This is a genomic window from Archangium sp., from assembly GCF_045802675.1.
Classification (GTDB): Bacteria; Myxococcota; Myxococcia; order Myxococcales; family Myxococcaceae; genus Archangium.
The window spans coordinates 47,569-70,305 of the sequence record NZ_JBJMQO010000019.1 but is presented as its reverse complement, the minus strand read 5'-3'; the positions used below and the strand labels follow the sequence as shown (position 1 = coordinate 70,305).

Here is a 22,737-nt window from a genome sequence, read left to right as displayed (position 1 = left end):
GAGGCTCCGGGCGCGTTTTCCCGCGACTGGTCCGATGGTCGTACCAGTCGGGACGAAGCGCGACCGGAAGGTGCCTCGCTCCTTGCTGCGAGAGCACCCCTGACAGGATTTTCCCCACCTGGCTTAGCATCCGCCCGTCCATGAACTTCCGCCCCCGGGTCTCGAGATCGCACCTCCGAGTGCTGCTGCCGCTGCTCGCCGCCCTTGCCGTTACCGTCTGCAAGGGGACGTCCGATGAAGCCACCGCTGGACCTCCGCCGGGTGCGGGACAGCCGCCGCCGCTCTACGTCCTCGGCTCCACCATCCATCTACGTAAGGCGCCCGCTGCGGACGCGCAAAGCCTGGAGAAGCTGCGGATCGGAACGGAGTGCGCCCCGCTGGAGCCCGTCCAGGGCGAGTGGCGCAAGGTGCGCTGCGGAGACAAGGAGGGATATGCCTCGGCGGCCCTCCTGGGCGCGGAGAAACCCTCCGTGGAGAAGCTCGGGGCCGAGGCGCGCGACCCGAAGCTTCCGCTCGTCCAGCGGGAGGATGCCGCGCTGCGGGCGGCGACCCTCGCGCCCGAGAATGTCGAGCTGCGCATGGTGCTGGGAGACCTCTTCTTCGAGCGCAACTTCGAGCTGCTCGCCGGCGCGAAGAAGCCCCTGAAGGGCCCGGAGCTCACCTACTCCTGTCTCGCCACCGAGGAGCCCACCGACTGCATCGCCAGCACCGCGGGCCCTGTCCGCAACGCGAAGCGCCGGGCCGTGACGAAGGGACGGTGGTTCGTGCTCGCTATCGGCGACGCTGAGCAGATCTTCGTCTACCGGGGCCGGTTCCGCTTCGACACGGAGGACAAGACGCTGACGGAGGTGGTGATGGAGCGGACCCGCTTCGCTTCCACGCCGGTGGTGGACCAGGCGCTCTTCCCTGGCATCGAGACGGACGACACCGAAGCCGGCAGCACGAGCCCACGCCTGGGGGAGCTCGTCCTGGATGGGGCCTCGCAGGCCGTCCTGGGGACGCTGCCTGGGAGTTGGTGGTTGCTGAAGCCTTCGGGCGAGGGGGACTACAGGATGTGGCGCGACGAGTGCGCCGGGCATACCTACGTGCTGAAGCTCTCCCCGGACGTCCATGGGCGCTGGTTCACCGAGCGCGTCAGTCCAGGAGTTCCCCTTGCCGAGGAGCGCTGGGTCTCGGCCGTCTCCAGGACGGAGCACGGCTCGAAGCTGACGCTCGTGAGCAGTGCCGGGGACCCCGAGCCCCAGGTGCTCGAGATTCCGAAGGACGACAACGCCGTGGTGACCCTGGGCGAGGCGCACTACCACAGCAGCAGGGGGGCCTACCCGGATGACGAGGCGCCCTGTGGATGGGTCGAGCCCGTGGGGCCTTCCTTCAGCGGGGAGTTCCAGCCCGAGAAGGCCATGGCCGCCCTGTACGGCCGCTTTGACGCGGCGAGCGGCACTTCCCGGTGGGCTCCCACGGCTTCGGAGCGGGACTCGATGTCCTCCTTCGAGAACTTCAGGGCCTCGCGCTACCTGGTGTACCCCTGGAAATGGGCGTCCTGGCGCGAGGGCGAGCAGGAGAAGATGCTGTTCCTCACGGAGACGCGCTCGGAGCCCGCGGGCCATCCGTCCACGGCGCTCATTGGAGGAGGCGTCTTCGCGAGGACCGGAGAGGGCTGGAGGCTGGAGCGGGCCCGCCGGGTCATCACCGAGCTGGGCTCATTCGGTGGCGCGCCGGGCTTCGACATCTCCGTGCAGGGAGTGAGCCCGCGGGGTTTCGTCGCCGTCCTGCAGACCGGGTACACCGCGATGGGTGCCTCGATGAGCTCCCTCGAGCTGCTCTCCGACGGGGGCGGAGGGAGCATCCAGACCGCGGGCAGCATTCCGGACATCAGCGAGGACAACGAGGGAGCCTGCGATTCGGGCGAGAGGGAGGGCGAGGACGAAGATGAACAGCCCTCGTCCCTCTCCAGGTGCTTTTCCTACGACTCCAAGTGGAAGTTCGTCCCGCACGAGGGCAACACGCTCCCCGATTTCGTCGTCACCACGAAGGGCTCTCGCCTGGGTGAGGGCAAGGACGGGGAGTTCGAACACTTTCACGAGGTCCGTAGATTCGTCGCCAACGAGCGCTGGTACTCGCTCGTCTCGCGTGCGCCCGTGCGGGAGTAATCCGTGCGTCCCTGGCCGCGGCGCCGGCGGGCCAGCGCGGCGAACGTGCCCAGGCCCATCAGGACGGGCGCGGAGTCATCCCCCGTGGCCGAGCAGCCACTGCCCAGCAGCGCGTAGTCCGCATCGGTGATGCGGAAGGTGTGGGAGGCCGGGGTCTCGTCCACGTTGCCCGCGGCATCTCGCGCCCGTACCCGCAGGGTGTGCGGACCCTCGGCCAGGCCGGTGAAGGTGACGGTCTGCGGGCACGCGGTGAAGGGGCCCTCGTCCAGGCTGCATTCGAAGGTCGCATCCGGCTCGGTCGCGCTGAACTCGAACGTCGCGTCCCGCTCCTGGGTCCGGGCGGGCGGGCCCGAGACGATGAAGGTGTCTGGCACCGAGGTGTCCACGGTGAAGGTGTTGATGGCGCTCCTCTCACTGCGCACCTCCTGCACCTCCGCGACGGCCTGGACCGTGTGGGGGCCGTCGGGCAGGTCCGCCGTCGGGGTGAGGGAGAAGTTGCCGGAGGCATCGGCCGTCGCCGAACCCACCTCGACCCCATCCAGGTAGAGGATCACCGTGGCATTGGGCACGGTCGTGCCCGTGATGGGAGGGCGGGGGTTGTTGGTGAAGCTGCCGTTGGCGGGAGTGACCACCACGGGGGGCGGCGGCACGACGAAGCCGCCCGGCACCACGGTCGAGGCACCGTCGCTGCCCGGCTGGGCGCCGTAGGCGGAATCCGAGGGATCCTGCTGGGTGCCGGACGCGGCGCGGCTGACGAAGATGTTGGAGCAGGAGCCTCCCGCGGACTGGAACAACACCCGCCCACCGCCACCACCGCCACCCGGGCCCACCCGGGGGGTATTCACGCTGCCACCGATGCCGCCACTGGCGGAGATCGAGGAGCAATCGGCCGTGCCGACGAAGCGCAGGTAGATGGAGCCGCCCGCGCCACCGCCGCTGCCATTCGAGGTCGACGCGCCGCCCGAGCCGCCCGCGGCGGTGATGCTGCCCGTCCCCGTGAGCTGCTGGGCCCGGATGAAGATGGCGCCACCTCCGCGCCCGCCCGGCACGCCCGCCGCGTTGGCGCCGCCATGCCCGGCCCCTCCGCCACCGCCGAACGTGAAGTGATTGAGCGCGGAATAGGTGAGCGCCCCGCCCCCCAGGCCTCCCACGTCCCGGGAGCCATCGGCGAAGCCCTCCGAGCGTCCGCCCAGACCTCCTGCTCCGCCATTGCCGCCGCCTCCACCTCCCGACTGGAGGCACACGCCGCCGCCCGCGCCATTGGCCACGTTGCCTCGCCCGGTCGGAGGAGCTCCGGTCGCATAGCGCACGACGCCCTCGCCCTTCTGTGCGCCCCTGGGGGCCGGCTCATCCACGCCCGCACAGCCGCGTCCTCCGCTGGAATCCGTGACGTACTGGCCTCCCCGGAACCCGAGCTCGGAGGCGTTGAGCTGCCCGGCGTTGTTCACCACGCCCGTGGCCAGGAAGGCGACGATGCCGCCCGTGCTCCCGTCCCAGGCGGGCGCCGTGATGCTCTGTCCCGAGGCGATGGTGACAGTGGTGTACTCGGGCACCCGGATGACCTGGGTCGCGTTGGCCGCGAACGCGTGGACGAGCGGCGCCGTGAGCACCAGCGTCGACGTCGTCGTCGCCGGCGCCAGCCGCGCGAGCTCCCAGCGCCCCACCGGATCATTGCCAAGGTCCACCGGAGTCTGCGTCCCCGAGGCGGGCACCGAGGCGAGGCCCGTCGCCTGGTACACCATCACCAACTGGCCGGCCGCGAAGCAGCCGGAGGCACCAGTGCACGTGCCGATCGCAATGGAGGTGCTCCCCGCCGTCAGCGCCGCCGTCACCGGGGCATAGCTGTTGATGACGGTGCCGCTCCCCGCGACCGTGAGCGGCCCATCGCGCCCCGTGCCCAGCCCGAACGAATCGTGCTCGGCCAGCGCCGCGCTCGAGCCGAGGGCCAGCACGCACAGCGCGGCCGTGAGCCACTGCTTCAGGAATGGAGTTTTCATTGCTTGCTCTCGGCGGGGGTGACGATGGTGAACGCCACGCGGCGGTTGGCCGCGCGGCCCTCGGGGGTGTCGTTGGGCGCGATGGGCCGATCCGGCCCGTAGCCCCTGGCCTCCAGGCGCGAGCCCTCCACGCCCTTGCCCAGGAGGTAGTCCATCACCGCGAGCGCCCGGGCCAGCGACAGCGTGCGGTTGCCTTGCGCGTTGCCCACGTTATCGGTGTGGCCCTCGATGATGACCCGTTCGATCTCCGGGTGCTGCTGGATGACCCGGGCGATCTGATCCAGCATCGTGAAGGAGCGGCTCTGGATGGTGGCCTTGCCGGAGTCGAAGACCACGGCCTCCTTGATCTCCAGCTTGTCCTTCTGGATGGAGACGAGCTGCTCCTGCTGCGGCGGGCAGCCCTGGTTGGAGGGCTCGCCCTTTTCCGAGGGGCAGTTGTCCAGATGGTCCGGCACGCTGTCGGTGTCCGAGTCCTTCACCGGGCAGCCGCGCAGCTCCGGCAGGCCGGCCTCGGCCGGGCAGGCATCCCGCTCGTCCGCGACGCCATCCCCATCCGAATCCTTCACCACCTCCGGAGGCTCGGCACCGCCGAAGGACACGCCGAGCAGCACGCGGAAGGAGGGCGTGCCCGGCGTGTCCCCGAAGCCCGGCCCGCCGAGGGCATAGGCCTCCAGCGAGCGCCCCACCGGCATGCGCAGGCCGGCCAGCACCTCCAGGGACTTCGGCTGGTGGGTGAGGGGCAGGGCGCCACGCACGTTGAGCTCTCCGCGCAGCCCCGTGCCCGTGGTGGCGAGCACCGCGCCCAGGCGCACCTCGCTGCCCACCTCGTCCTGGACGTTCTGGTCCTCGATGAGCGTGACGGTGGGCCGCACGAGCGCGCCCGCCTCGAAGCCCGCGCGCAGCCGGCCGAAGCGCCGTCCCACCATCACCTTGGGCGAGAACCGGACGGTGCTGTCTCGCGAGAGCGTATCCACGCTGCCCATGGGAAGGCCCACGCCCAGCTCGACGGCCAGGTCCACCGGAGCGTTGCGCCGCTGCGAGAACAGCCCCACGCGCGCCTGCACCGAGGGCGTGGACAGGCCCGTCGAGGCCGGAGCCGAGATGCCCTCGGCGCTGAGATCATCCCCGTGCTGCCAGACGACCAGGGGCACCTGGAGATCCACCTCCAGCCACTTCAGCGGAGCCCAGGCCGCGAGCAGGTGCGCCATCACCCGGTCGCTCACCACCGCGCCCACCGGCTCCCCATCCGCGTACAGCACGAGGGGCTTGCGCTCGTAGTGCCCCAGCAGCGAGAGGCGGAACGTTCCGGCGGGCAGCAGCTCCCCGGTGCCCATCACCAGCGAGCCCCGGCCGTTGGGATTGAGCTCCAGCCGCTCCAGCTCGAACTTCGGCAGGCCCTCGGGTTGGGCGAGCGCGGCCGAGGCGAGCAACCAGGTGGCGAGAGCGGACAGACGCACGTAGGCGGCCGAACGGGTCGGCGGGCGCGGCTTCGTGTGGCGCATATGGGGTTGCGTTATCCCGAGCGCCCCGCGGCCTGGCCAGCGCGCAGGTGCATGAGTGTCCGATCATCAAATCCGAGGACGCGACAATCGCCCGTGAACCACATTGGTGTTTTCTAGGAAAACGAGTAAATGGCGACTCTCCCGGTATTCAGGAGGTGGTTCATGCGAAGCTTCAAGACGGCCGTGGCGGCGATGATTGTTGCGCTCACGTGGGCACCGGTGGCGCTCGCGGGGCAGAGTGCCTTCGTGCGCTGGCAGGCGAGCCAGGGCGGGTTCTCCTCGTGGCAGCGCAGTGGCGTGGGCCTGGCGGCGGATGGCTCGCTGCAGGTGGATTTCCAGACGGCGGTGGCGGGGACGGATCCCTACGCGGCCGGCGCCTACAGCGGCGGCAACTTCTACAACGGTGGCTCCTTCCGCGTGGGCGAGGCCACCAGCCCGGTGATGACGAACCCCTTCGGTTTCCGCGAGGCCATCGCGTCGTGGGAGGCGGAGACGCCCACGGGCACGTGGCTGGAGACTCAGGTCCGCGCGCAGATCTCCGGCGTGTGGACGAAGTGGTACAACCTGGGCGTGTGGGCCGCGGAGGGCTCGACGGTGCGCCGGCACTCGGTGGCCGCGCAGGGGGACACCAACGGCTCCGTGGGCGTCGACACCCTGCTCATCAGCAACAAGAAGTCGCCCACCGTCTTCCAGCTCAAGGTGCGGCTCTTCAGCGCGGATGGCGTCACCAGCCCGCGTGTGCGCGCCAGCGCCGTCACCCTGTCCACCTCGCCGGAGAAGAGCCCGGCCGTCGTCCCGGGCAACTCCGCGTACTGGAACAAGGTGCTCGCCCTTCCGCAGTGCTCGCAGATGGTCTACCCGGACGGCGGCGAGGTCTGGTGCAGCCCGACGTCCACGTCCATGGTGCTCGGCTACTGGACGGGTGACACCGGCCCCTGCGAGACGCGGGTGCGCGCGGCCGTCAGCGGCGTCTACGATTGGATCTACCGCGGCCACGGCAACTGGCCCTTCAACACCGCCTACGCGGCCTCGAAGGGGCTGCAGGCCCACGTGACGCGCTTCACCGGCTTCCACCAGCTCGAGCCGTGGCTCGCCGCCGGTGTGCCGGCCATCCTCAGCGTGGCATGGGCGAAGGGCGAGCTCACCGGAGCACCCATCGAGTCGACGGCGGGCCACCTGATCGTCCTGGTGGGCTTCGACGCGGCGGGCAACCCGGTGGTGAATGATCCGGCCGCCCCGAGCGACGCCACCGTGCGCCGCACCTACCTGCGCTCGGAGCTCGAGCCCCTGTGGCTGAGCGCCTCGGCCGGTACGGCGTACCTCATCTACCCGGCGGGCTGGGCGGTGCCCGCGCTCTAGGCGCTGGCCTTGCCGTGGCGGGCGAGCCGCTCGGCGATCTCCGGAGCGGAGCGGGCCTCGGCCAGGGCGGGTTCCTGGCCGAGCGTCTCGAAGTCGTCGTAGCCCGCGTCCAGCGCGCGCCGCAGCCACTCGGAGGCGAGCGCCCCCTCGCCGGCGCGGGCGTGGTTGCGGGCGGCCTGGTAGGCCTGCTCGGCGTGGCCGGTGGCCTCGAAGACGGAGGCGTGGAGCGCCGCCGCCGCGCCGAAGTCACCCCGGGCCGAGGCCACGTCCGCCAGCAGCGCGTCGCGCTTGCCGGGCGCCTTCCAGGCGAACTCCCGGGCGGTGCGCTCGGCCTCGTCCAGGCGCTGGGCCTTCACCAGCAGGCGCACGGCCAGCGCGGCCACGGCCTCGGTGGGCTCCTTCTGGAGCGCGGCGAGCGCGTGGGGCAGGGCGCGATCCGGCAGGTCCGCGGCCTCGTACGCGATGGCCAGGCTGTAGGGGCGCGCGGCCTCGGGGGGCTGCACCTTCTCCAGGTGCGACAGGGCGGCGCGGGCGTTGCCGTCGGCGAGCGCCACCCAGGCGAGCAGATCCCTCGCGGCGTTGCTCTCCTCACCGGGCTTCGCGGCCGAGAGGGCCAGGTGCCCCAGGCGGGCGGCCTCGCTCTCGTTGCCGGAGCGCAGGGCCTGCCAGGCACGCGCGAGCGCATCCGGTTCGACCTCGGCGACCTTCACGGGCTCGAGGGGCTTGAGATCCTTGGCCGTGGAGAGCTTCTGGAAGCAGCCCACGCCCAGCAGGCCGAACAGGACGGCGAGGTACCGATCCTTGGTGGCCAGCGCATAGGCGACCACCGCGACGGCGGTGAAGACGCCCAGACTCAGGGCCATCCGGTAACGGGACGGCCCGAGGATGCCCACCACCATGCTGCCCCCATCCAGCGGGTGCACGGGCAGCAGGTTCATGAGGCCCCAGTAGATGTTCACGTACATCAGGAACTTGTAGATGTAGTAGCCCGGGAAGCCATACAGGGGCAGGTGGGGGCGGGCGAGGTACAGCGCCCCGGCGAAGAGGAAGCCCGCGAGCGGCCCGGCGAAGGAGATCGCCACGTTGCGCCAGCGGCCCAGCCCCTGGTGGTAGCAGAGCCCGCCGAAGGAATAGAGACGGATGCTCGCCCCGCTGCTGCCCAGGGTCAGGGCCATCACCGCGTGCCCCAGCTCGTGCACCAGGATGGAGACGAAGACCACGGCGGTCCAGCACACCATCAGCCGCGGTTCATCCTTGAACCCCAGCCCGAGCAGGAGCGTCATCACCCAGAACATCGGCTCGACCACGACGGGGATGCGGCCGAGGTTGAAGCGCAGGGAAAAAGCGGGAGAAGAGTCGTCGCTCATGAGTCTCGTGAATCAGTTCCTGTCCACCAGGAATTCGTTCGAGAAGGTCTTCTGGCCCATGACGTCCTCGAGCACGATCAGGTATTTGTCGCCAGACGTGTCGATGCGGACGCGCTCCTGGCGCACGCCGCCGGAGAACGCGCCGCTGCGCCAGGTGGAGGTCGTCTCCAGGGTGGTGAGGTTGTAGGTGCTCACCAGGATCGATCCCCTGTAGAGCTCCGCATTCGTGCCATCGGCATGGATGGTGATGGTGAATTCCTGGCCCGGAACCTGCGGACCGATGGTGTCCATCCAATAACTGAACCGCGGGTTCTCCGCCCCGGTAAGGACCTCATAGGCGTTGGAGAGGACGGCCTCTCGCCCGTCCCCCAGGGTCACCTTGATGTCGTAGAGGCGGGCCTCGAGCCCCGGGAGCACGGTGCCCTGGAACTGGCCGTGACCCAGGTAGGTGTCCAGCCGCACCGTCTGCGGGCCGATCTGCAGCACCGGCTGGTCGAGCATCTGGACCGACTTCTTGCCGTAGTCCACGAAGAAGCGCGGATCCGTGTCGAGCTGCACGGTGACGAGCTGCGGCTCGGAGGACACCTGCTCGGTGGGCGAGATGGAGAGAATCTGCGGAGCCTGTAGAGGCTGCTCGGTCTCGCACGCGCACAGCACCGCCAGGAAAAAGGGAAGCAGCTTCCTCATAACGCGTACCTCACCCCCACGGACGCGGACAGGCCGCCGAGCTGGGCGTCGATCTCGCTCGCCTGGGCGGCGGCGTAGCTGGCCCGCAGCTCGACGAGGGCACTCACCGCGCCGAAGCGCCAGGCGGCCTGGGCCGCCAGGAAACCCATGAACGTCTGCCCGCGCTGGATGCGAGGCTCCTCGAAGAAGGAGCTCGACGCGCGCTGCTCGTAGAACATCATGCCCGCGCCCGCGCGCCCGTGGAGGGACAGGGGGCCGCGCTCGTAGGCCAGGCCCCGCGCGGAGAGCAGCAGGGGCAGGGCGACCACGCGCGAGTCCAGCGGCCCCAGCGGCTCCACGACGGGTTGGGTCATCGACTGGCGCAGGCCCGTCTCCGCCTCGAGGACGAAGCGGCCGCCGAGCGGAGGCAGGCGGTAGCCCAGACCCAGCGACGCGAGGGGCCCGCGGTTGTCGCCGCCGGCGAGGAAGCCTCCGGCGAGCACGTGGACGGACAGGTGGCGCCAGCTCAGGTACTCCTTCCAGTCCACGGAGGGCGAGGGCTTCACCACGGCGGGAAGCGGCTCCACCACGGGATGCTGGGGCGGGGGGACGTGGGCCACGATGGGGGCCACCACCGGGGCGGTGACGCGCGCCGCGCCGGTGCCATCCTTGCGGTGCGCATCCACCACGACGGCGGTCGCGCCCGGCTCCGGCTTCAACCGGAACACGCCCGGCGCCTGCTCCTCGGTGCCGCCGCCCTGCACCTGCACCTCCAACTCCGAGGCCGGCACGGGCTCCTCGCCGAGCACCACCAACCACCCGGCGCCGCCCGGGGGCAGCACGTCGGGGCTGATGAGCGCGAGCAGGGGCCGCTCGGGGGGCACGTCGAGCGGGGCGGTGCGGCGGGTCTGCTTGCCCTTGGCGGTGGCGAACACGGTGGCCTCGCGCACGCCGGGGGGTACTTCCACCGGCACCTGGGCGTTGCCCCAGCGGTTGGTGCGCACGGGGCCGAAGCGCGCGTCGGCCACCTGCACCACCACCTCGGCGCCCGCGCCCGCGTCCGTGTCCACGTTCAGGGTGGTGCGGCCCAGCAGGGGGATGTGCAGGGTGGTGACTTGCGGCGGGCCCTCGGGCGGCTCCACCCAGAAGGCGAGCACCGCCAGCAGCGGGTAGCGGATGTCCGGGACGATCCACCGGTACGCGTACTCGCCCCGGGCGGTGGCGGGCAGTGGTTGCAGGCTGCCGGTGGAAGACGCGGCCCGGAGCGCGGACGCGCCGCGCGGCACCTTCACCTGCACGAGCACCGCCGTGTCCCGGCCGAGCACCACCTGGGTAGGGGTGGCCATCACCGGGAACGGTTCCGCCGCCGCCTCCAGGGGCGGCAGGGCGAGCAGCAGCAGCAACGAGACGAGCGGCGCGCGCATACGAGGGGGCCTACCGTCCAGCCTCCCTGGCGCCTCTGTCAACCCTCCGCGGGGTTGTTTGCCGGGGAAGCAGGCTCTTCCGTCATCTCCGCCTGCGGCTTGTCCGCTGGGCCCGTAGCTTTCGCGCTGGGCGGATTGAAAGCGGGCTTCTCCGCGGGGGCACCGCCGGCCGCGTGGACGAGCGTCTTCGTCTCCGACTTGAAGGTGATGTCCACCTTGTTGCCGCGCACCGCCGTCACCAGGCCCAGTCCGAAGGTGGGGTGTTGAATCACCTGATCCACCCGGTAGCTGTCCTTGGGGCTGTAGCGGGGAGCGTTGGCGATGTCCTTGCCCGCCAGCTGCTCCTCGAAGGAGATGATGACCTTGTCCTCCTTGCTCGCCCGGGGAGCGCGCGTGCCGCCGGTGGAGCCGCTGGAGCGCGAGGAGGTGCTGGGCTTGTCGGTGGTGCCCGGGGCGGAGCGGTAGACGTGATCGCCATTGCAGGTGTTGCAGCGGACGCGAGCGATCTTGGTGCCCACCATCGCGAGGATGGTGTGGGCGAGCGTGAGCTTGCACCGGGTGCAGAACGCATCGACTTCGCCGCCGACCTTGTGTTGGGTCGCCATGGGAGTTGCTTCTCTTCTCTCGAAAGGGGGGTGAAAAGGGCGGCGGAACATAACGGCAAGCGGGGACGGGAGAAACCCCCTTTCTCGCCTCGGGAGCCCGTGCCTGGACGCTTGGGGGACCGGGAGGCGAAGGGGGGCAGGGGAGCCAGAGCGATTGCTTGTGCCAGGAATGGGGCCACGTAGAGTAGGGCCCATCCGTGGCATCCGAGAACGCACAGAAGGTGGAGCAGCCGCCGCCGCCCAGGCCTCCGTCCTTGATCGTCCAGTCCATCGAGGGCATGGGCCGGGGCACCATCGAGCTGGTGGAGGAGCTGGGTAACCTGGTCACGCTCGGCTTCGACGTGGCCCGCTGGGGTGTGCGCCGGCCTTTTCGCCTGCACAACCTCTTCTTCCAGCTGGACTTCGTGGGGGTGGGCAGCATCTTCATCGTGCTGCTCACGGGCCTCTTCACCGGGATGGTGTTCGCGCACCAGTCCGCGCGGGCCTTCGAGATGTTCGACGCGGCGAGCCTGGTGGGTCCCACGGTGGCCCTCACGCTCACGCGCGAGCTGGCGCCGGTGTTCTCCGCGCTGATGGTCACCATGCGCGCGGGCTCGGCCATGTGCACGGAGCTGGGCACCATGCGCGTCACCGAGCAGGTGGACGCCCTGGAGACCATGGCCGTCAACCCGGTGCAGTACCTGCTGGTGCCCCGGGTGCTGGCGGGGCTCGTCATGGTGCCGGTGCTCACGCTGCTCTTCGACACCTCGGGCATCCTCGGCGCCTACTTCGTGTCGGTGGGGACGCAGGGCGTGTCGGCCGGTACCTTCATCAACCGCACCCAGCAGTGGTTGGATCCCCAGGACGTCTTCGAGGGCCTCATCAAGGGCGCCGTGTTCGGCCTGGCGGTGGCGCTCGTGTGCTGCTTCAAGGGCTACAACGCCGCGGGCGGCGCCAAGGGCGTGGGCAAGGCCACCACCGAGGCCATGGTGTCCAGCGCGCTCTCCATCTTCATCCTCGACTTCGTCGTCGGGGTGCTCCTGCACTGATGGCGGACACGACTCCCCGGGCGATGATCGAGATCGCCGGCCTGCAGAAGTCCTTCGGCGCGACCCAGGTGCTCACGGGCATCAACCTGTCCGTGCCCTCGGGCCACACGTGCGTCATCCTGGGGGGCAGCGGTTCGGGCAAGACGGTGCTGATGAAGCACATGATCGGCCTGCTCAAGCCGGACGCGGGCGGGGTCGTCATCGACGGCGAGGATCTGGTGCCCATGGGCGCCGAGGACCTCGAGCGGGTGCGGCGCAAGTTCGGCATGGTGTTCCAGGCCGCCGCGCTCTTCGACTCGCTGGACATCTACGAGAACGTGGCCTTCCCCCTGCGCGAGCACACGAAGCTGCCCGAGGAAGGAATCCGCAAGCGGGTGCGCGCGAAGCTGGATCTCATGGGCCTGCCGCGCAGCGTGGAGAACAAGGTGCCGGCGGACCTGTCCGGCGGCATGCGCAAGCGCGTGGGCCTGGCGCGTGCCATCGTGATGGATCCGAAGATCGTCCTCTACGACGAGCCCACCACGGGCCTGGATCCGATCAGCACCGACTACGTGGACGAGATGATCCTCGCGGCGCAGCGCGAGCTGGGCATCACCAGCGTGGTGATCAGCCACGACATCTCCTCGGCCTTCAACATCGCGGATCAGATCGCGTTCCTCTCCAAGGGCGTCATCCTGGAGGAGGGGCCGCCGGAGCGCGTGCGCGAGTCGCGCAACCCGGTGGTGCAGCACTTCCTTCAGACCTGGTTCGGAAAGAACGAGTAGGAGTCACACCCGGTGAAGAAGCTCCTCACACCCTTCCGAGTTGGCCTCCTGGTGCTCGTCGCCGGAGGGTTCCTCTTCGGCTTCATCCTCTTCACGCGCAAGGGGGGCCTCGGCAAGGACGAGTCCATCCAGACCTACGCCTTCTTCCGGGACGCCTCGGGCCTGGGGAAGAAGAGCCGCATCCAGATCGCCGGCATCCCGGTGGGCGAGGTGGAGGACGTGAAGCTGGAGGGCACGCGCGCCCGCGTCACCGTGCGCATCCGCCGCGACGTGGCCCTGCACCAGGACGCCGCGCTGATCAAGCGCTCGGAATCCCTGCTGGGTGACTACCTCCTGGACCTCAACCCCGGCACCGAGCTGGCGCCTCCCATGGAGGACGGCGGGGAGATCCGCAAGGTCATCGACGTGCAGGGCATGGAGGCCGTCTTCGCCTCGCTCGGCCAGATCACCTCCGACATCCAGCAGGTGACGGGCGCGCTGCGCGACGTGCTGGGCGGGGACAAGGGCGCCGGCTCGCTCGGGCGGATCGTGGACAACCTGGTGCGCCTCTCCGAGTCGGTGGACCTCACGGTGCGCGCCAGCTCCGAGCGGCTGGACTCCATCCTTCGCAACTTCGAGGGCGTGAGCAACGACGTGCGCGGCATGACGGCCTCCAACGAGGAGGGCGTGCACCGGATCGTCCAGAACATCGAGGCCATCACCCGCGACACGCGAGACGTGCTGGCCACGGTGCAGAAGATCGTCGGCAACGGCGGGGATGGGGACCTGAAGGAGAGCGTGGCCAGCCTCAAGCAGACGATGAACCGGTTGGACCGCTCGCTCGCCAACATCGAGGAGATCACCACCAAGGTGAAGAACGGCGAGGGCGCGGTGGGTGCGCTCGTGGCCGACAAGCGCCTGGGCCAGAAGCTCTCCGAGTCCGTGGAGGACCTGTCCGACTTCTCCTCACGGCTCACCGGCATGCAGACCGAGGTGGGACTTCAGGCGACGTACCTGGTGGAGCAGGGGGCCTCGAAGAACAGCCTCTCGCTGAAGCTGGCGCCCAAGCCGGACAAGTACTACCTGCTGGAGCTGGTGGATGATCCGCGCGGCACGGTGGAGACGCAGGTCGTCCAGTCCAACCCGCCCTCCTCGGGCGAGCCCGTCATCCAGCAGCAGAAGATCATCAAGGAAGGCTTCAAGTTCAGCGCCCAGTTCGCCAAGCGCTACTACTTCACCACGCTGCGCTTCGGCATCATCGAGTCCACCGGTGGCGTGGGCGCCGACTTCCACTTCTTCCAGGATCACCTGACGCTGAAGGTGGACGCCTTCAACTTCTCCGTGGACGAGCTGCGCTACCCGCGCATCCGCACCTCGCTCAGGGCCCAGGCGTTCGACCGGCTCTTCATCACCGCCGGTATGGACGACCTGCTCAATGATCCCAAGCGCGACCTGAACACGCGCCGCATGCTCGCCGGCCGGGACTTCTTCTTCGGCGGCGGCATCTACTTCACGGACGACGACCTGAAGTCGATTCTCCCCGTCGTCCCCAAGCCCTGAATGCCGTCCGCCCTCCGGATGGCTTGACCTGACCGGCTGAAAAGTCGTACCTCGCACGGGCACGGGTGGTCCCCTGGGAGCCCCGTGCCTGATTTCCCGGCCTCTCTCCCTGGAACGCCCATGTCTCTTCTCGTCGTTGGCTCGGTCGCATTGGACTCGGTGGAAACCCCCTTCGGGTTGAAGGAGGACGTCCTCGGCGGCTCCGCCACCTACTTTTCCACCTCGGCGTCGTTCTTCACCCCCACCCAGGTGGTGGCGGTGGTGGGCGAGGACTTCCCTCAGGCGCACCTGGAGTTCCTCAAGGCCCGTGGCGTGGACCTCGAGGGCCTCACGCGGGAGAAGGGCCGCACCTTCCGCTGGAAGGGCCGCTACGGCTACCAGCTCAACGAGGCGGAGACGCTCGACACCCAGCTCAACGTCTTCCAGTCCTTCTCGCCCCGTCTGCCCGAGAAGTACCGTGACGCCCAGTACGTCTTCCTGGGCAACATCCACCCCGAGCTCCAGTCGCAGGTGGTGGACCAGGTGAAGGCGCCCAAGCTGGTGGCCGCCGACACGATGAACTTCTGGATCAACGGCAGCCGCCCGGCGCTCCTCAAGACGCTCAAGCGCGTCAACCTGCTCTTCGTCAACGACGCCGAGGCGCGCCAGCTCACCGGCGAGCACAACATCGTGCGCGCCGCCCGCGCCATCCTCGGCCTGGGCCCCCAGCGCGTGGTGGTGAAGCGCGGCGAGTACGGCGCGCTCCTCTTCGAGCAGGAGCACATCTTCGCCTGCCCGGCCATGCCCCTGGCGGACGTGTTCGATCCGACGGGCGCCGGAGACACCTTCGCCGGTGGCTTCATGGGCACGCTGGCCATCGCCAGCCAGCTGAACTCCGAGACGCTCCGCCGCGCCATGGTGATGGGCAGCGTCATGGCCTCCTTCACCGTGGAGAAGTTCAGCCTCGAGCGCCTGCGCGAGGTGACGCGCTCGGAGATCCGCGCGCGCTTCTCCGACTTCAAGCGCCTCACGCACTTCGAGGAGCTCGGCCCCCAGGAGGGCTGATGGGGTGCCGGCGGGGAGGGGGAGCCCTCCTTGACGGATTTTTCCGCTGTCCCTAATGTCCGCTCTTGCGAATCCTGATACCTGGAAAGAGCGGAAGGTGGTTGGGGGGCCGGTTGGGGCGGCCGCGCACCGGAGGACCAGCGGGTTGCGGACGGAGAATCGAAAGCACGCACGTTTCCCCTCGCGCCTGCGGTGCTGGTGCGAGTCGGAGAACATCACCCTCTACGCGCGCATCGCCAACCTGAGCGAGGGCGGGCTGTTCGTGCAGACGAACACCCCGCTGGACACGGGACGGCGGACGTTGCTGCGGCTGAGCAGCGGGGAAGTGCGCGAGGTGATGGCCGAGGCCACCGTGGTATGGAGCCGGCCGCAGCGGCAGCAGAAGGGCCCGCCCGGAATGGGGCTGAAGTTCGAGGGTTTGGATTCTGGCGCGCTGGCCCTGCTGCGGCGCATCATCTCCGAAGAGCAGCGAGGACCCGCGTTCGGCGCCTGAAGCTGGACGTGGGCGCCAGCGAGACCCACACACCATGCGAATCGCGATCATCTCCGACATCCACTCCAACATCGAGGCGCTGACGGAGGTGCTCCGGGTCGCGGAAGAGCAGAAGGTGGATCGGCTCGTGTCGCTGGGGGACGTGGTGGGCTACGGGGCCTCGCCCAACGCCTGCTGCGACCTGGTGCGCTCGGTGACGGAGGTGACGCTGCTGGGCAACCACGACGCGGCGGTGGCCGGGCGGATGGACTACTCGTACTACTACGACGCCGCCCGCCATGCGCTCGACTGGTCCGCCAGCGTGCTCTCCGACGAGAACATGGAGTGGCTCAAGAGCCTGCCGTACACGTACCGCATTGGCGACGTGGGCTTCAGCCACGGCTCGCCGGTGGAGCCCAAGGCGTACGAGTACATCTTCGCGCTGGAGCAGGCGCGCGAGCTGGCGCCGTACGTGGAGCACCTGCCCGAGGTGACGTTCATCGGGCACAGCCACCTGTGCAAGGCGTTCGCCATCGGCAATGGCGAGGTGCATGACGTGGTGGCGCAGAAGTTCGGCATCCGCCGGGGGTACAAGTACATCATCTCGGTGGGGAGCGTGGGGCAGCCGCGGGACTACGACAACCGGGCATGCTTCGTGATTTGTGACACCGGGGCGCGCACGGTGGAGTACCTCCGGGTGGAGTACGACATCGAGTCGGCCGCGCAGAAGATCTTCGACGCGTCGCTCGCGCTGAACTTCGGCAAGCGCCTGTTCCTCGGGGTGTGAGCCGCGCCGCGAGAGGTGCGGTTCCGCTGGTGCTGGGCGCACTGGTGCTCCTGGAGGCCTGTGCCATGGGCGGGCCTCGGAGCGCGTCGTTTCCTCCCGTGCAGCAGGGGTGGGCCGGAGGAGGGGAGCGCGGCGTTCCCTCGCACTACGCGCAATCCTCCTGCATGAGCCATCCCCTGGCCTGCTCGCCCGCTGGAGCCAGCGGGGAGATTCTCGGCGCCACGGCGGAGAAGCTGGTGGAGACGGTGGAGATCCTCCAGGGCCTCATCACCCTCAAGGACTTCCTCGACGAGGCGGAGGTGAAGCGCGTCGAGGCGGTGCTCGTTCAGTGCGCCAAGGAGGCCGACCTCAAGATCAACGAGCAGGAATATGGCCCCGGCAAGTACCCGAGTGATGCCGAGTGCAGACGGGTCGTTCGCTACGAAGGGAACAAAGAGGTGACACAGGCCATGGAGCTCGGGACGATGAAGCACGCGGCGGCCTTCGCCTGCGTCGAACGAGAGCTGGGATCGGAGTTCTCGGACCACCTCTCCCGGGAGCCGCGCTATGGCCAGAATCCGTCCACGGGCCGCTACGCGCTCATTGATAAGCGGTTCAAATCTCTTGCTCCCGACATCGTTCTGCACCTGGTGGGCGACGCCAACAAGATTCAATTCCTTTACGATTTCCTCTTCCCCTGTACTTCCGGGAGCAAGAGCGATCCTCTTGGTGATGCGAGGCGGACATTGAGCGATAAATTGGCCAAATACGACAAGCTTCCAGGGCAGAACCGGCGAGCGCTCGTCACCCCGCAGCTTGGAATCAGCCGATGAGCCAGCACTATCCCCGGGTGCGGCGTTACTGCTTGCGGCCAGAGGGAGAGCGCCTCTGGATACGGGAAGTTGTTCGTCTCGTGCTTCACCTGCCGTTCAACCACCATGAGCTCGCGGGCGGGGTGCGCCGTGCGTTCGATGTGTATCTCCGCGCTGTCGGCATGGGTCCAGACATCTTCTCCGAGTACAACCTGGGATACGAACCCGATGGGTTGCATGAAGAGGCTTGGGAGCGGATCCGCAATCAGCTCTCTTCATCCCCCGGGGAATTCTTCCTGGATGATCTCGAGGAGGATGAGGTCTATCCCTTTATCAAGAGCGGCTTTGACCGTTCCGTCGAGTTGGCGGGCTACAACAACGGTACCAGTGGCTACGGCTTCTTCTACCGGGCCCGCAATCCCTGGCGCGATCCGGACGACGAGGTCAGTCTGGTGAGCTTCTCCTGGCCCTCCGAGTACCTCGAGGAGCACGGCCCCGGGAGGATGCGCGAGCTGATCATGGAGTTGGCCGCGCTGGTGCCCTTCTCTTCTGGTCACGCGGGCCTCGGTTTCTATTCTCCTGGCCCCTACTTCCGATCCCTCGAGGGCATTCGCGACGAGGCTTTCCGTTACCCGGGCCTGGACGTGACTCATGGCACGACGTCTCTCGGGTGCCAGGTCGACGGCGTGCACTGGCTCAACTTCCTGGGCCAGCCGGTGCTGGGCGAGGTGGGCGGTGCCGCGGGCCTGCGCTCCCGGGTGCACTCGCCCGGAACCACCGTGCAGGAGATGGAAGGGGAGCGGGCCGTGGTGACGCTCGGGCCGTGGCCGGAGGCCGGAGACCTGACCCAGGGCCAGGACCTCCCCACGTACCGCGAGCTCGCGCGCGTACTCGCGCCCTGGTTGTACGAGTGCCCCAGCTATCGCACCTTCGACGGCGCCTCCCATGAGGAGACCGTGCGCTGGTATCGACGATTCCTCGACTGATGCTCCGAGGGGGTAGGGCGCCGGTGCGAAAAAGGGGTGCGGCGGCCCGGAAATGACGTAGAAAACCGGCCCCGTGCGTCCCTACGACTCCATTTCCGGCCGGATGTCCGCTGGCCTCCTGATGGCCCTCCTGTTGGCGGTGGCCCCCGTGGCCTGCCGCAAGCCCGCGAAGCCCTCCGAGGCCTACTCCCAGGCCTATACGCGCTTCGGCAAGCTCTACGCGGAGAAGGGCGACGATGCCTTCGTCGACCCCGCGCTCGCCGAGGTGGAGTCGCTGCTCTCCCAGGTACCCGCCGACAGTCTCGACGCTCCGGCGGCCAATGACCTGCGCACGCGCATCCAGACCGGAAAGCAGCAGGCCCAGGCCCGCGAGAAGGCCAAGGCCGATGCGCTCGCCCAGGCGCGCCAGCCGGGCCAGATGCCCCCCGGCTTCAACTCCGGCCCCTCGACGCCTCCCCCGGCCCCCGAGACGCCCGAGGAGCCCGCGGACGCGGGGACGGATGCCGGCACGGCGGGCGTGCCCGGGGTCGGCACCCCGGTGGCCCAGCTGGCGAGCGGCTTCTCCGGCTGCTTCCAGAAGGGCGAGCCGCTGGAGGTCCGCGGCCGTGGTACTCGCGACCGCTGGGAATTGGCGGACCGCGCGGCGTGTCGCCAGCAGTACGGCTCGCTCCAGGATCAGGTGATGATCATCGAAGACGGCAAGGTGCTCGGCATGGTGCCCCGGAGCGCCATCCAGGAGCTCCCCGCCGACGGTGGTACGGGCCCTTCTTCCCCGGATGGCGGTCGCTGAAGCGGGCTCGCGCATCCAACCCCCACAACTTCCTCCAGCACAACCACGGGTCATGAACGAACAGACCTTCATGAAGCTGATGCACATCCTCCCCAAGTCCGCGCTCTCCACGGCGGTGGGGATGGCCACGCGCCTGCCCGCGCCCGCCCCGGTGCACCGGGCGGCCATCAAGGCCTTCGCCAAGATGTACAACGTGGACCTCGCCGAGGCCGAGCACGCCCTCGAGCACTACCCCACGTTCGCCGAGTTCTTCACCCGCGGCCTCAAGACGGGCATGCGTCCCGTGGACCCGGGCGAGAAGGTCGTCGTGTCCCCCGTGGACGGCGCCGTGTCCCAGGTGGGCTACGCCGAGCACGGCCGCGTCATGCAGGCCAAGGGCATCCACTACACCGTGGGCGAGCTGCTCGGTGACGAGAAGGCCGCCGAGCCCTTCCATGGCGGTGCCTGGACCACCATCTACCTGTCCCCGCGCGACTACCACCGCATCCACTCGCCGCTGGGCGGGAGAATCACCGGCTACTCGTACATCCCCGGCGAGTTCTGGCCCGTGAATCCCGCCTCGGTGAAGAACAAGCAGGCGCTCTTCTGCGTCAACGAGCGGCTCGTCACCTACCTGGACACGGTGGCCGGCAAGTGCGCCGTGGTGAAGGTGGGCGCTACCTGCGTGTCGCGCATCAAGGCCGCGTACGAGGACGTCGTCACCCACGTGGGCAAGCCGGGCAAGGTGCACCGCTACGACAGCCCCATCTCCGTGGAGAAGGGTGGGGAGCTGGGCCGCTTCGAGATGGGCTCCACCGTCATCCTCGTGTTCGAGCCGGGCCGCGTGAAGTGGGACGAGAGCTTCCAGCCCGAGGCCGTGGTCCGCATGGGCCGGCGCATTGGAGAGATTCCGTGAGTCAGAAGGTCAGTGGCGTCAAGGGCATGAACGACATCCTCCCCGGCGACGTGGAGGTATGGCAGCACGTGGAGCGCACCGCCCGCGAGCTGTTCGGCCGCTTTGGCTACGCCGAGGTGCGCACGCCCATGGTCGAGGACACCGCGCTCTTCGTGCGCAGCGTGGGCGAGACCACCGACATCGTCGGCAAGGAGATGTACACCTTCGAGGACAAGGGCGGCCGCAGCCTGTCCCTGCGTCCCGAGGGCACCGCTCCGGCGGCGCGCGCGTACATCGAGCACTCCATCAGCAACAGTGAGCCGCTCACGCGCTGGTTCTACCTGGGCCCCATGTTCCGCTACGAGCGCATGAAGACGGGCCGCTACCGCCAGTTCCACCAGATCGGCGCCGAGGCGTATGGCTCCAAGGAGCCCGCCCAGGACGTCGAGGTGATGGACATGGTGGTGCAGCTCCTCCAGGCGCTGGGGCTCACGGACGTGTCGCTCAACATCAACTCGCTCGGCGATGACGCGTGCCGGCCCGCCTACCAGTCGCGGCTGGTGGAGCACCTGCGCGCCCACTCCAGCGAGCTGTGCGCCGACTGCCAGGTGCGCCTGGAGAAGAACCCCCTGCGGGTGCTCGACTGCAAGAACGAGCGCTGCCAGCAGATCGCCAGCGCCGCCCCCAGCATCCTCGAGTCGCTGTGCGAGCCGTGCCGTGGCCACTTCGCCGAGGTGCAGCGCAAGCTGGACGCCGTGGGCATCAAGTACGTGGTCAACCCCCGCATCATGCGCGGGCTCGACTACTACACGCGCACCACGTTCGAGTTCATCGCCTCGCACCCGGCGCTCGGCACCGCGAGCACCGTGGGCGGTGGCGGCCGCTACGACAAGCTGGTGAAGAGCCTCGGCGGGCCGGACGTGCCCGCGGTGGGCTTCGGCCTGGGATTGGACCGGCTCTGCCTGCTCCTCAAGGAGGGCGGGCAGCAGTACGGGCCCTCGAAGGATCTCTTCATCGCCGCGGCGGACGAGGGCTCGGCGGACGTGGCCTTCGCCCTGGCCAGCCGGCTGCGCCGCGAGGGCCTGCGCGTGGAGTTCGACACGCGCGGTGGCAGCCTCAAGAGCCAGATGAAGCGCGCGGACAAGCTGGGCGCTACCTACGCGCTCGTCATCGGCGAGGCCGAGCGCCAGAGCGGCCAGGCCCAGCTCAAGCCCATGCGGGGAGGCGACCCCGTGCCCGTGCGGCTGGACGAAGTGGCCCAGACGCTGCGCAACGCCATCAAGCCCTCCTAGCCGGGAAAACGCGTGAAACCCTTGGGAATCCCAGGGGTTTTGCGGAGCCGCCGGTTTGGAGCGTTGTAGATGTGACGGTAGAATTCCGTCCCAGTCATGCCACCAGACGGGACGCACGGACGTCGAGACGAGGGCCTGTGCTGGATTCCCATAAAGGGAGACAGCATGTGGCCCTCGTTGCGTTCGGGGGACCTGGCGTGCGTGGAGCCGTTGGCGGAGGCGCCGCGTCCCGGTGAGGTGGTGCTCGCGCGTTTCGCGCATTCGTTGGTGGTGCACCGCGTGCGCCGCAGTGAGGGCGATACCTGCGTGCTGCTCGGAGACAATGCCCGGGTGGAGGATCCGCCGCTGCCTCGCGCGCGAGTGCTGGGGCGGGTGGGGCTCGTGCGCCGGGGGGACGAGGTGCTCGCGCCGGCCCGGTGGGACCGGGGTCCGATGCGCTGGGGCCGCTGGCGCGCGGCGGTGAAACGGGGACTGGCGGCACTGCTCGGACGCACTCCCGGCCGGAGGCGCGCATGAGCTTCCGGGCCGACAGCATCCCCCGCCACCGAGAGGGCGCGGATGGTCAGCGCTTCGGCTCGGACTTCGTGGTGATGGATCCGGAAGGACGCATGCTGCGGGGCCTCAACGACACCGCGGCGCGTATCTGGGAATTGAGTGACGGCCAGCGCACCGCCCGGGAGATCTCCCGCATGGTGGCGGACGAGTACGGCGTGGACGTGGAGCGGGTGCTCGGGGATTGCCTGCGCCTCCTCGAGCGGCTCACGGGACATGGACTGTTGGACGCAGTGGGGGGGCTTCGATGAAAGCGCTCGCGTTGGCGGCGGTGGTCCTGGGACTCGCCGCTTGTGATCAAGGTGCTCCGTCGGTGACGACGGGTGGGACGCCGGAGGAGGGGCCCGTGGTGCCCGCCGAGGTGTCCTGGAATGGCATCACCCCGCCGGTGCGTCCCACGCCTCCGCTGCCGCCGTTGGTGGGCAAGGCGGACGTCACCTACGTGCCCGAGGGCGCGCGGGGCCTGTCGGACGTGACGTCCGTGGAGGTGCGGCTGCGCGTGAGCGGCATCGTCGGCTCGGCGTCGGTGGACGCGGAGCTGCTGGCCCCCGGCCCCGCGGCGCACGAGAAGCACACCCAGAAGGTGGAGGCCGTGCCCACCGAGGAGCGCGAGCTCGTCTTCAGCCTCCCGGTCGCGGGGACGAACATTCCCATCCACGGTTTGAGCGGAACGTGGGAGGCGCGCTTCTTCGTCGATGGCGCGCCCCTGACCGCCATCACCTTCACCCTGGAGCGCTGAGGTCCCGCC

Annotated in this window: 22 protein-coding genes; 16 read left to right on the top strand and 6 right to left on the bottom strand. The window is 69.2% G+C overall.

The window, feature by feature from the left end; translation table 11 throughout:
- Positions 1 to 140: 140 nt before the first annotated feature.
- Positions 141 to 2,150, top strand: a complete 2,010-nt coding sequence (locus tag ACJ8AN_RS04570) for a hypothetical protein (RefSeq protein WP_407753984.1) — start codon at positions 141 to 143, stop codon at positions 2,148 to 2,150.
- Here the strand turns inward: ACJ8AN_RS04570 and agmC are convergent.
- A complete protein-coding gene (agmC, locus tag ACJ8AN_RS04565; protein ID WP_407753983.1) occupies positions 2,078 to 4,147 on the bottom strand; it encodes an adventurous gliding motility protein AgmC in 2,070 nt (689 codons plus the stop codon). The genes ACJ8AN_RS04570 and agmC overlap by 73 nt on opposite strands.
- Positions 4,144 to 5,649 (bottom strand): OmpA family protein, encoded by a 1,506-nt coding sequence (locus ACJ8AN_RS04560; protein WP_407753982.1) that lies wholly within the window; start codon positions 5,647 to 5,649, stop codon positions 4,144 to 4,146. Before ACJ8AN_RS04560 ends, agmC begins: the two co-directional genes overlap by 4 nt.
- Positions 5,650 to 5,811: 162 nt before the next feature.
- Here ACJ8AN_RS04560 and ACJ8AN_RS04555 point away from each other — a divergent pair, with 162 nt between their 5' ends.
- Positions 5,812 to 7,008, top strand: a complete 1,197-nt coding sequence (locus ACJ8AN_RS04555; RefSeq protein WP_407753981.1) for a peptidase C39 family protein — start codon at positions 5,812 to 5,814, stop codon at positions 7,006 to 7,008.
- Here ACJ8AN_RS04555 and ACJ8AN_RS04550 read toward each other — a convergent pair.
- From ACJ8AN_RS04550 to ACJ8AN_RS04535, 4 genes are read right to left on the bottom strand one after another with little or no spacing between them, the layout of a single operon-like run.
- Positions 7,005 to 8,375, bottom strand: coding sequence for a M50 family metallopeptidase (locus tag ACJ8AN_RS04550; protein ID WP_407753980.1), 1,371 nt, complete (start codon positions 8,373 to 8,375; stop codon positions 7,005 to 7,007). The two genes, ACJ8AN_RS04555 and ACJ8AN_RS04550, sit on opposite strands and share 4 nt — an antisense overlap.
- Before the next feature lie 12 nt (positions 8,376 to 8,387).
- A complete protein-coding gene (locus tag ACJ8AN_RS04545; protein ID WP_407753979.1) occupies positions 8,388 to 9,062 on the bottom strand; it encodes a hypothetical protein in 675 nt (224 codons plus the stop codon).
- Positions 9,059 to 10,465 carry a hypothetical protein gene (locus ACJ8AN_RS04540; RefSeq protein ID WP_407753978.1) on the bottom strand — a complete coding sequence of 469 codons (1,407 nt, stop codon included), beginning with the start codon at positions 10,463 to 10,465 and terminating at the stop codon, positions 9,059 to 9,061. Before ACJ8AN_RS04540 ends, ACJ8AN_RS04545 begins: the two co-directional genes overlap by 4 nt.
- Before the next feature lie 38 nt (positions 10,466 to 10,503).
- The gene (locus ACJ8AN_RS04535; RefSeq protein WP_407753977.1) at positions 10,504 to 11,070 is read right to left on the bottom strand and encodes a hypothetical protein; all 567 of its coding nucleotides are present in this window, start codon (positions 11,068 to 11,070) and stop codon (positions 10,504 to 10,506) included.
- A gap of 197 nt (positions 11,071 to 11,267) precedes the next feature.
- Between ACJ8AN_RS04535 and ACJ8AN_RS04530 the strand changes: the two genes are divergently transcribed.
- From ACJ8AN_RS04530 to ACJ8AN_RS04465, 14 genes are all read left to right on the top strand, one after another.
- Positions 11,268 to 12,098, top strand: coding sequence for an MlaE family ABC transporter permease (locus tag ACJ8AN_RS04530; protein ID WP_407753976.1), 831 nt, complete (start codon positions 11,268 to 11,270; stop codon positions 12,096 to 12,098).
- Positions 12,098 to 12,862 carry an ABC transporter ATP-binding protein gene (locus tag ACJ8AN_RS04525; RefSeq protein WP_407753975.1) on the top strand — a complete coding sequence of 255 codons (765 nt, stop codon included), beginning with the start codon at positions 12,098 to 12,100 and terminating at the stop codon, positions 12,860 to 12,862. Before ACJ8AN_RS04530 ends, ACJ8AN_RS04525 begins: the two co-directional genes overlap by 1 nt.
- A gap of 12 nt (positions 12,863 to 12,874) precedes the next feature.
- Positions 12,875 to 14,401, top strand: coding sequence for an MlaD family protein (locus ACJ8AN_RS04520; RefSeq protein ID WP_407753974.1), 1,527 nt, complete (start codon positions 12,875 to 12,877; stop codon positions 14,399 to 14,401).
- Positions 14,402 to 14,521: 120 nt separating this feature from the next.
- On the top strand, positions 14,522 to 15,445 hold the full coding sequence (locus ACJ8AN_RS04515; RefSeq protein ID WP_407753973.1) for a PfkB family carbohydrate kinase: 924 nt from the start codon (positions 14,522 to 14,524) through the stop codon (positions 15,443 to 15,445).
- Positions 15,446 to 15,590: 145 nt separating this feature from the next.
- Positions 15,591 to 15,938, top strand: a complete 348-nt coding sequence (locus tag ACJ8AN_RS04510; protein ID WP_407753972.1) for a TIGR02266 family protein — start codon at positions 15,591 to 15,593, stop codon at positions 15,936 to 15,938.
- Positions 15,939 to 15,972: 34 nt separating this feature from the next.
- Positions 15,973 to 16,704 (top strand): metallophosphoesterase family protein, encoded by a 732-nt coding sequence (locus ACJ8AN_RS04505; RefSeq protein WP_407753971.1) that lies wholly within the window; start codon positions 15,973 to 15,975, stop codon positions 16,702 to 16,704.
- A 164-nt stretch (positions 16,705 to 16,868) separates the two neighbouring features.
- A complete protein-coding gene (locus tag ACJ8AN_RS04500) occupies positions 16,869 to 17,516 on the top strand; it encodes a hypothetical protein (protein ID WP_407753970.1) in 648 nt (215 codons plus the stop codon).
- Positions 17,513 to 18,481, top strand: coding sequence for a type VI immunity family protein (locus ACJ8AN_RS04495; RefSeq protein WP_407753969.1), 969 nt, complete (start codon positions 17,513 to 17,515; stop codon positions 18,479 to 18,481). The genes ACJ8AN_RS04500 and ACJ8AN_RS04495 overlap by 4 nt, the downstream gene beginning before the upstream one ends.
- 73 nt (positions 18,482 to 18,554) lie before the next feature.
- Positions 18,555 to 19,271, top strand: coding sequence for a hypothetical protein (locus ACJ8AN_RS04490; RefSeq protein ID WP_407753968.1), 717 nt, complete (start codon positions 18,555 to 18,557; stop codon positions 19,269 to 19,271).
- A gap of 52 nt (positions 19,272 to 19,323) precedes the next feature.
- Positions 19,324 to 20,166 carry an archaetidylserine decarboxylase gene (asd, locus tag ACJ8AN_RS04485; protein ID WP_407753967.1) on the top strand — a complete coding sequence of 281 codons (843 nt, stop codon included), beginning with the start codon at positions 19,324 to 19,326 and terminating at the stop codon, positions 20,164 to 20,166.
- A gap of 26 nt (positions 20,167 to 20,192) precedes the next feature.
- Complete coding sequence (gene hisS / locus ACJ8AN_RS04480) at positions 20,193 to 21,437, top strand: histidine--tRNA ligase (RefSeq protein WP_407754022.1); 1,245 nt, start codon at positions 20,193 to 20,195, stop codon at positions 21,435 to 21,437.
- Between the two features lie 96 nt (positions 21,438 to 21,533).
- Positions 21,534 to 21,953: a S24/S26 family peptidase gene (locus ACJ8AN_RS04475; RefSeq protein WP_407753966.1), complete on the top strand. Its 420-nt coding sequence runs from the start codon at positions 21,534 to 21,536 to the stop codon at positions 21,951 to 21,953.
- Complete coding sequence (locus tag ACJ8AN_RS04470; protein WP_407753965.1) at positions 21,950 to 22,240, top strand: PqqD family protein; 291 nt, start codon at positions 21,950 to 21,952, stop codon at positions 22,238 to 22,240. Before ACJ8AN_RS04475 ends, ACJ8AN_RS04470 begins: the two co-directional genes overlap by 4 nt.
- A complete protein-coding gene (locus ACJ8AN_RS04465; RefSeq protein WP_407753964.1) occupies positions 22,237 to 22,728 on the top strand; it encodes a hypothetical protein in 492 nt (163 codons plus the stop codon). The genes ACJ8AN_RS04470 and ACJ8AN_RS04465 overlap by 4 nt, the downstream gene beginning before the upstream one ends.
- The last annotated feature ends 9 nt before the right edge of the window (positions 22,729 to 22,737 follow it).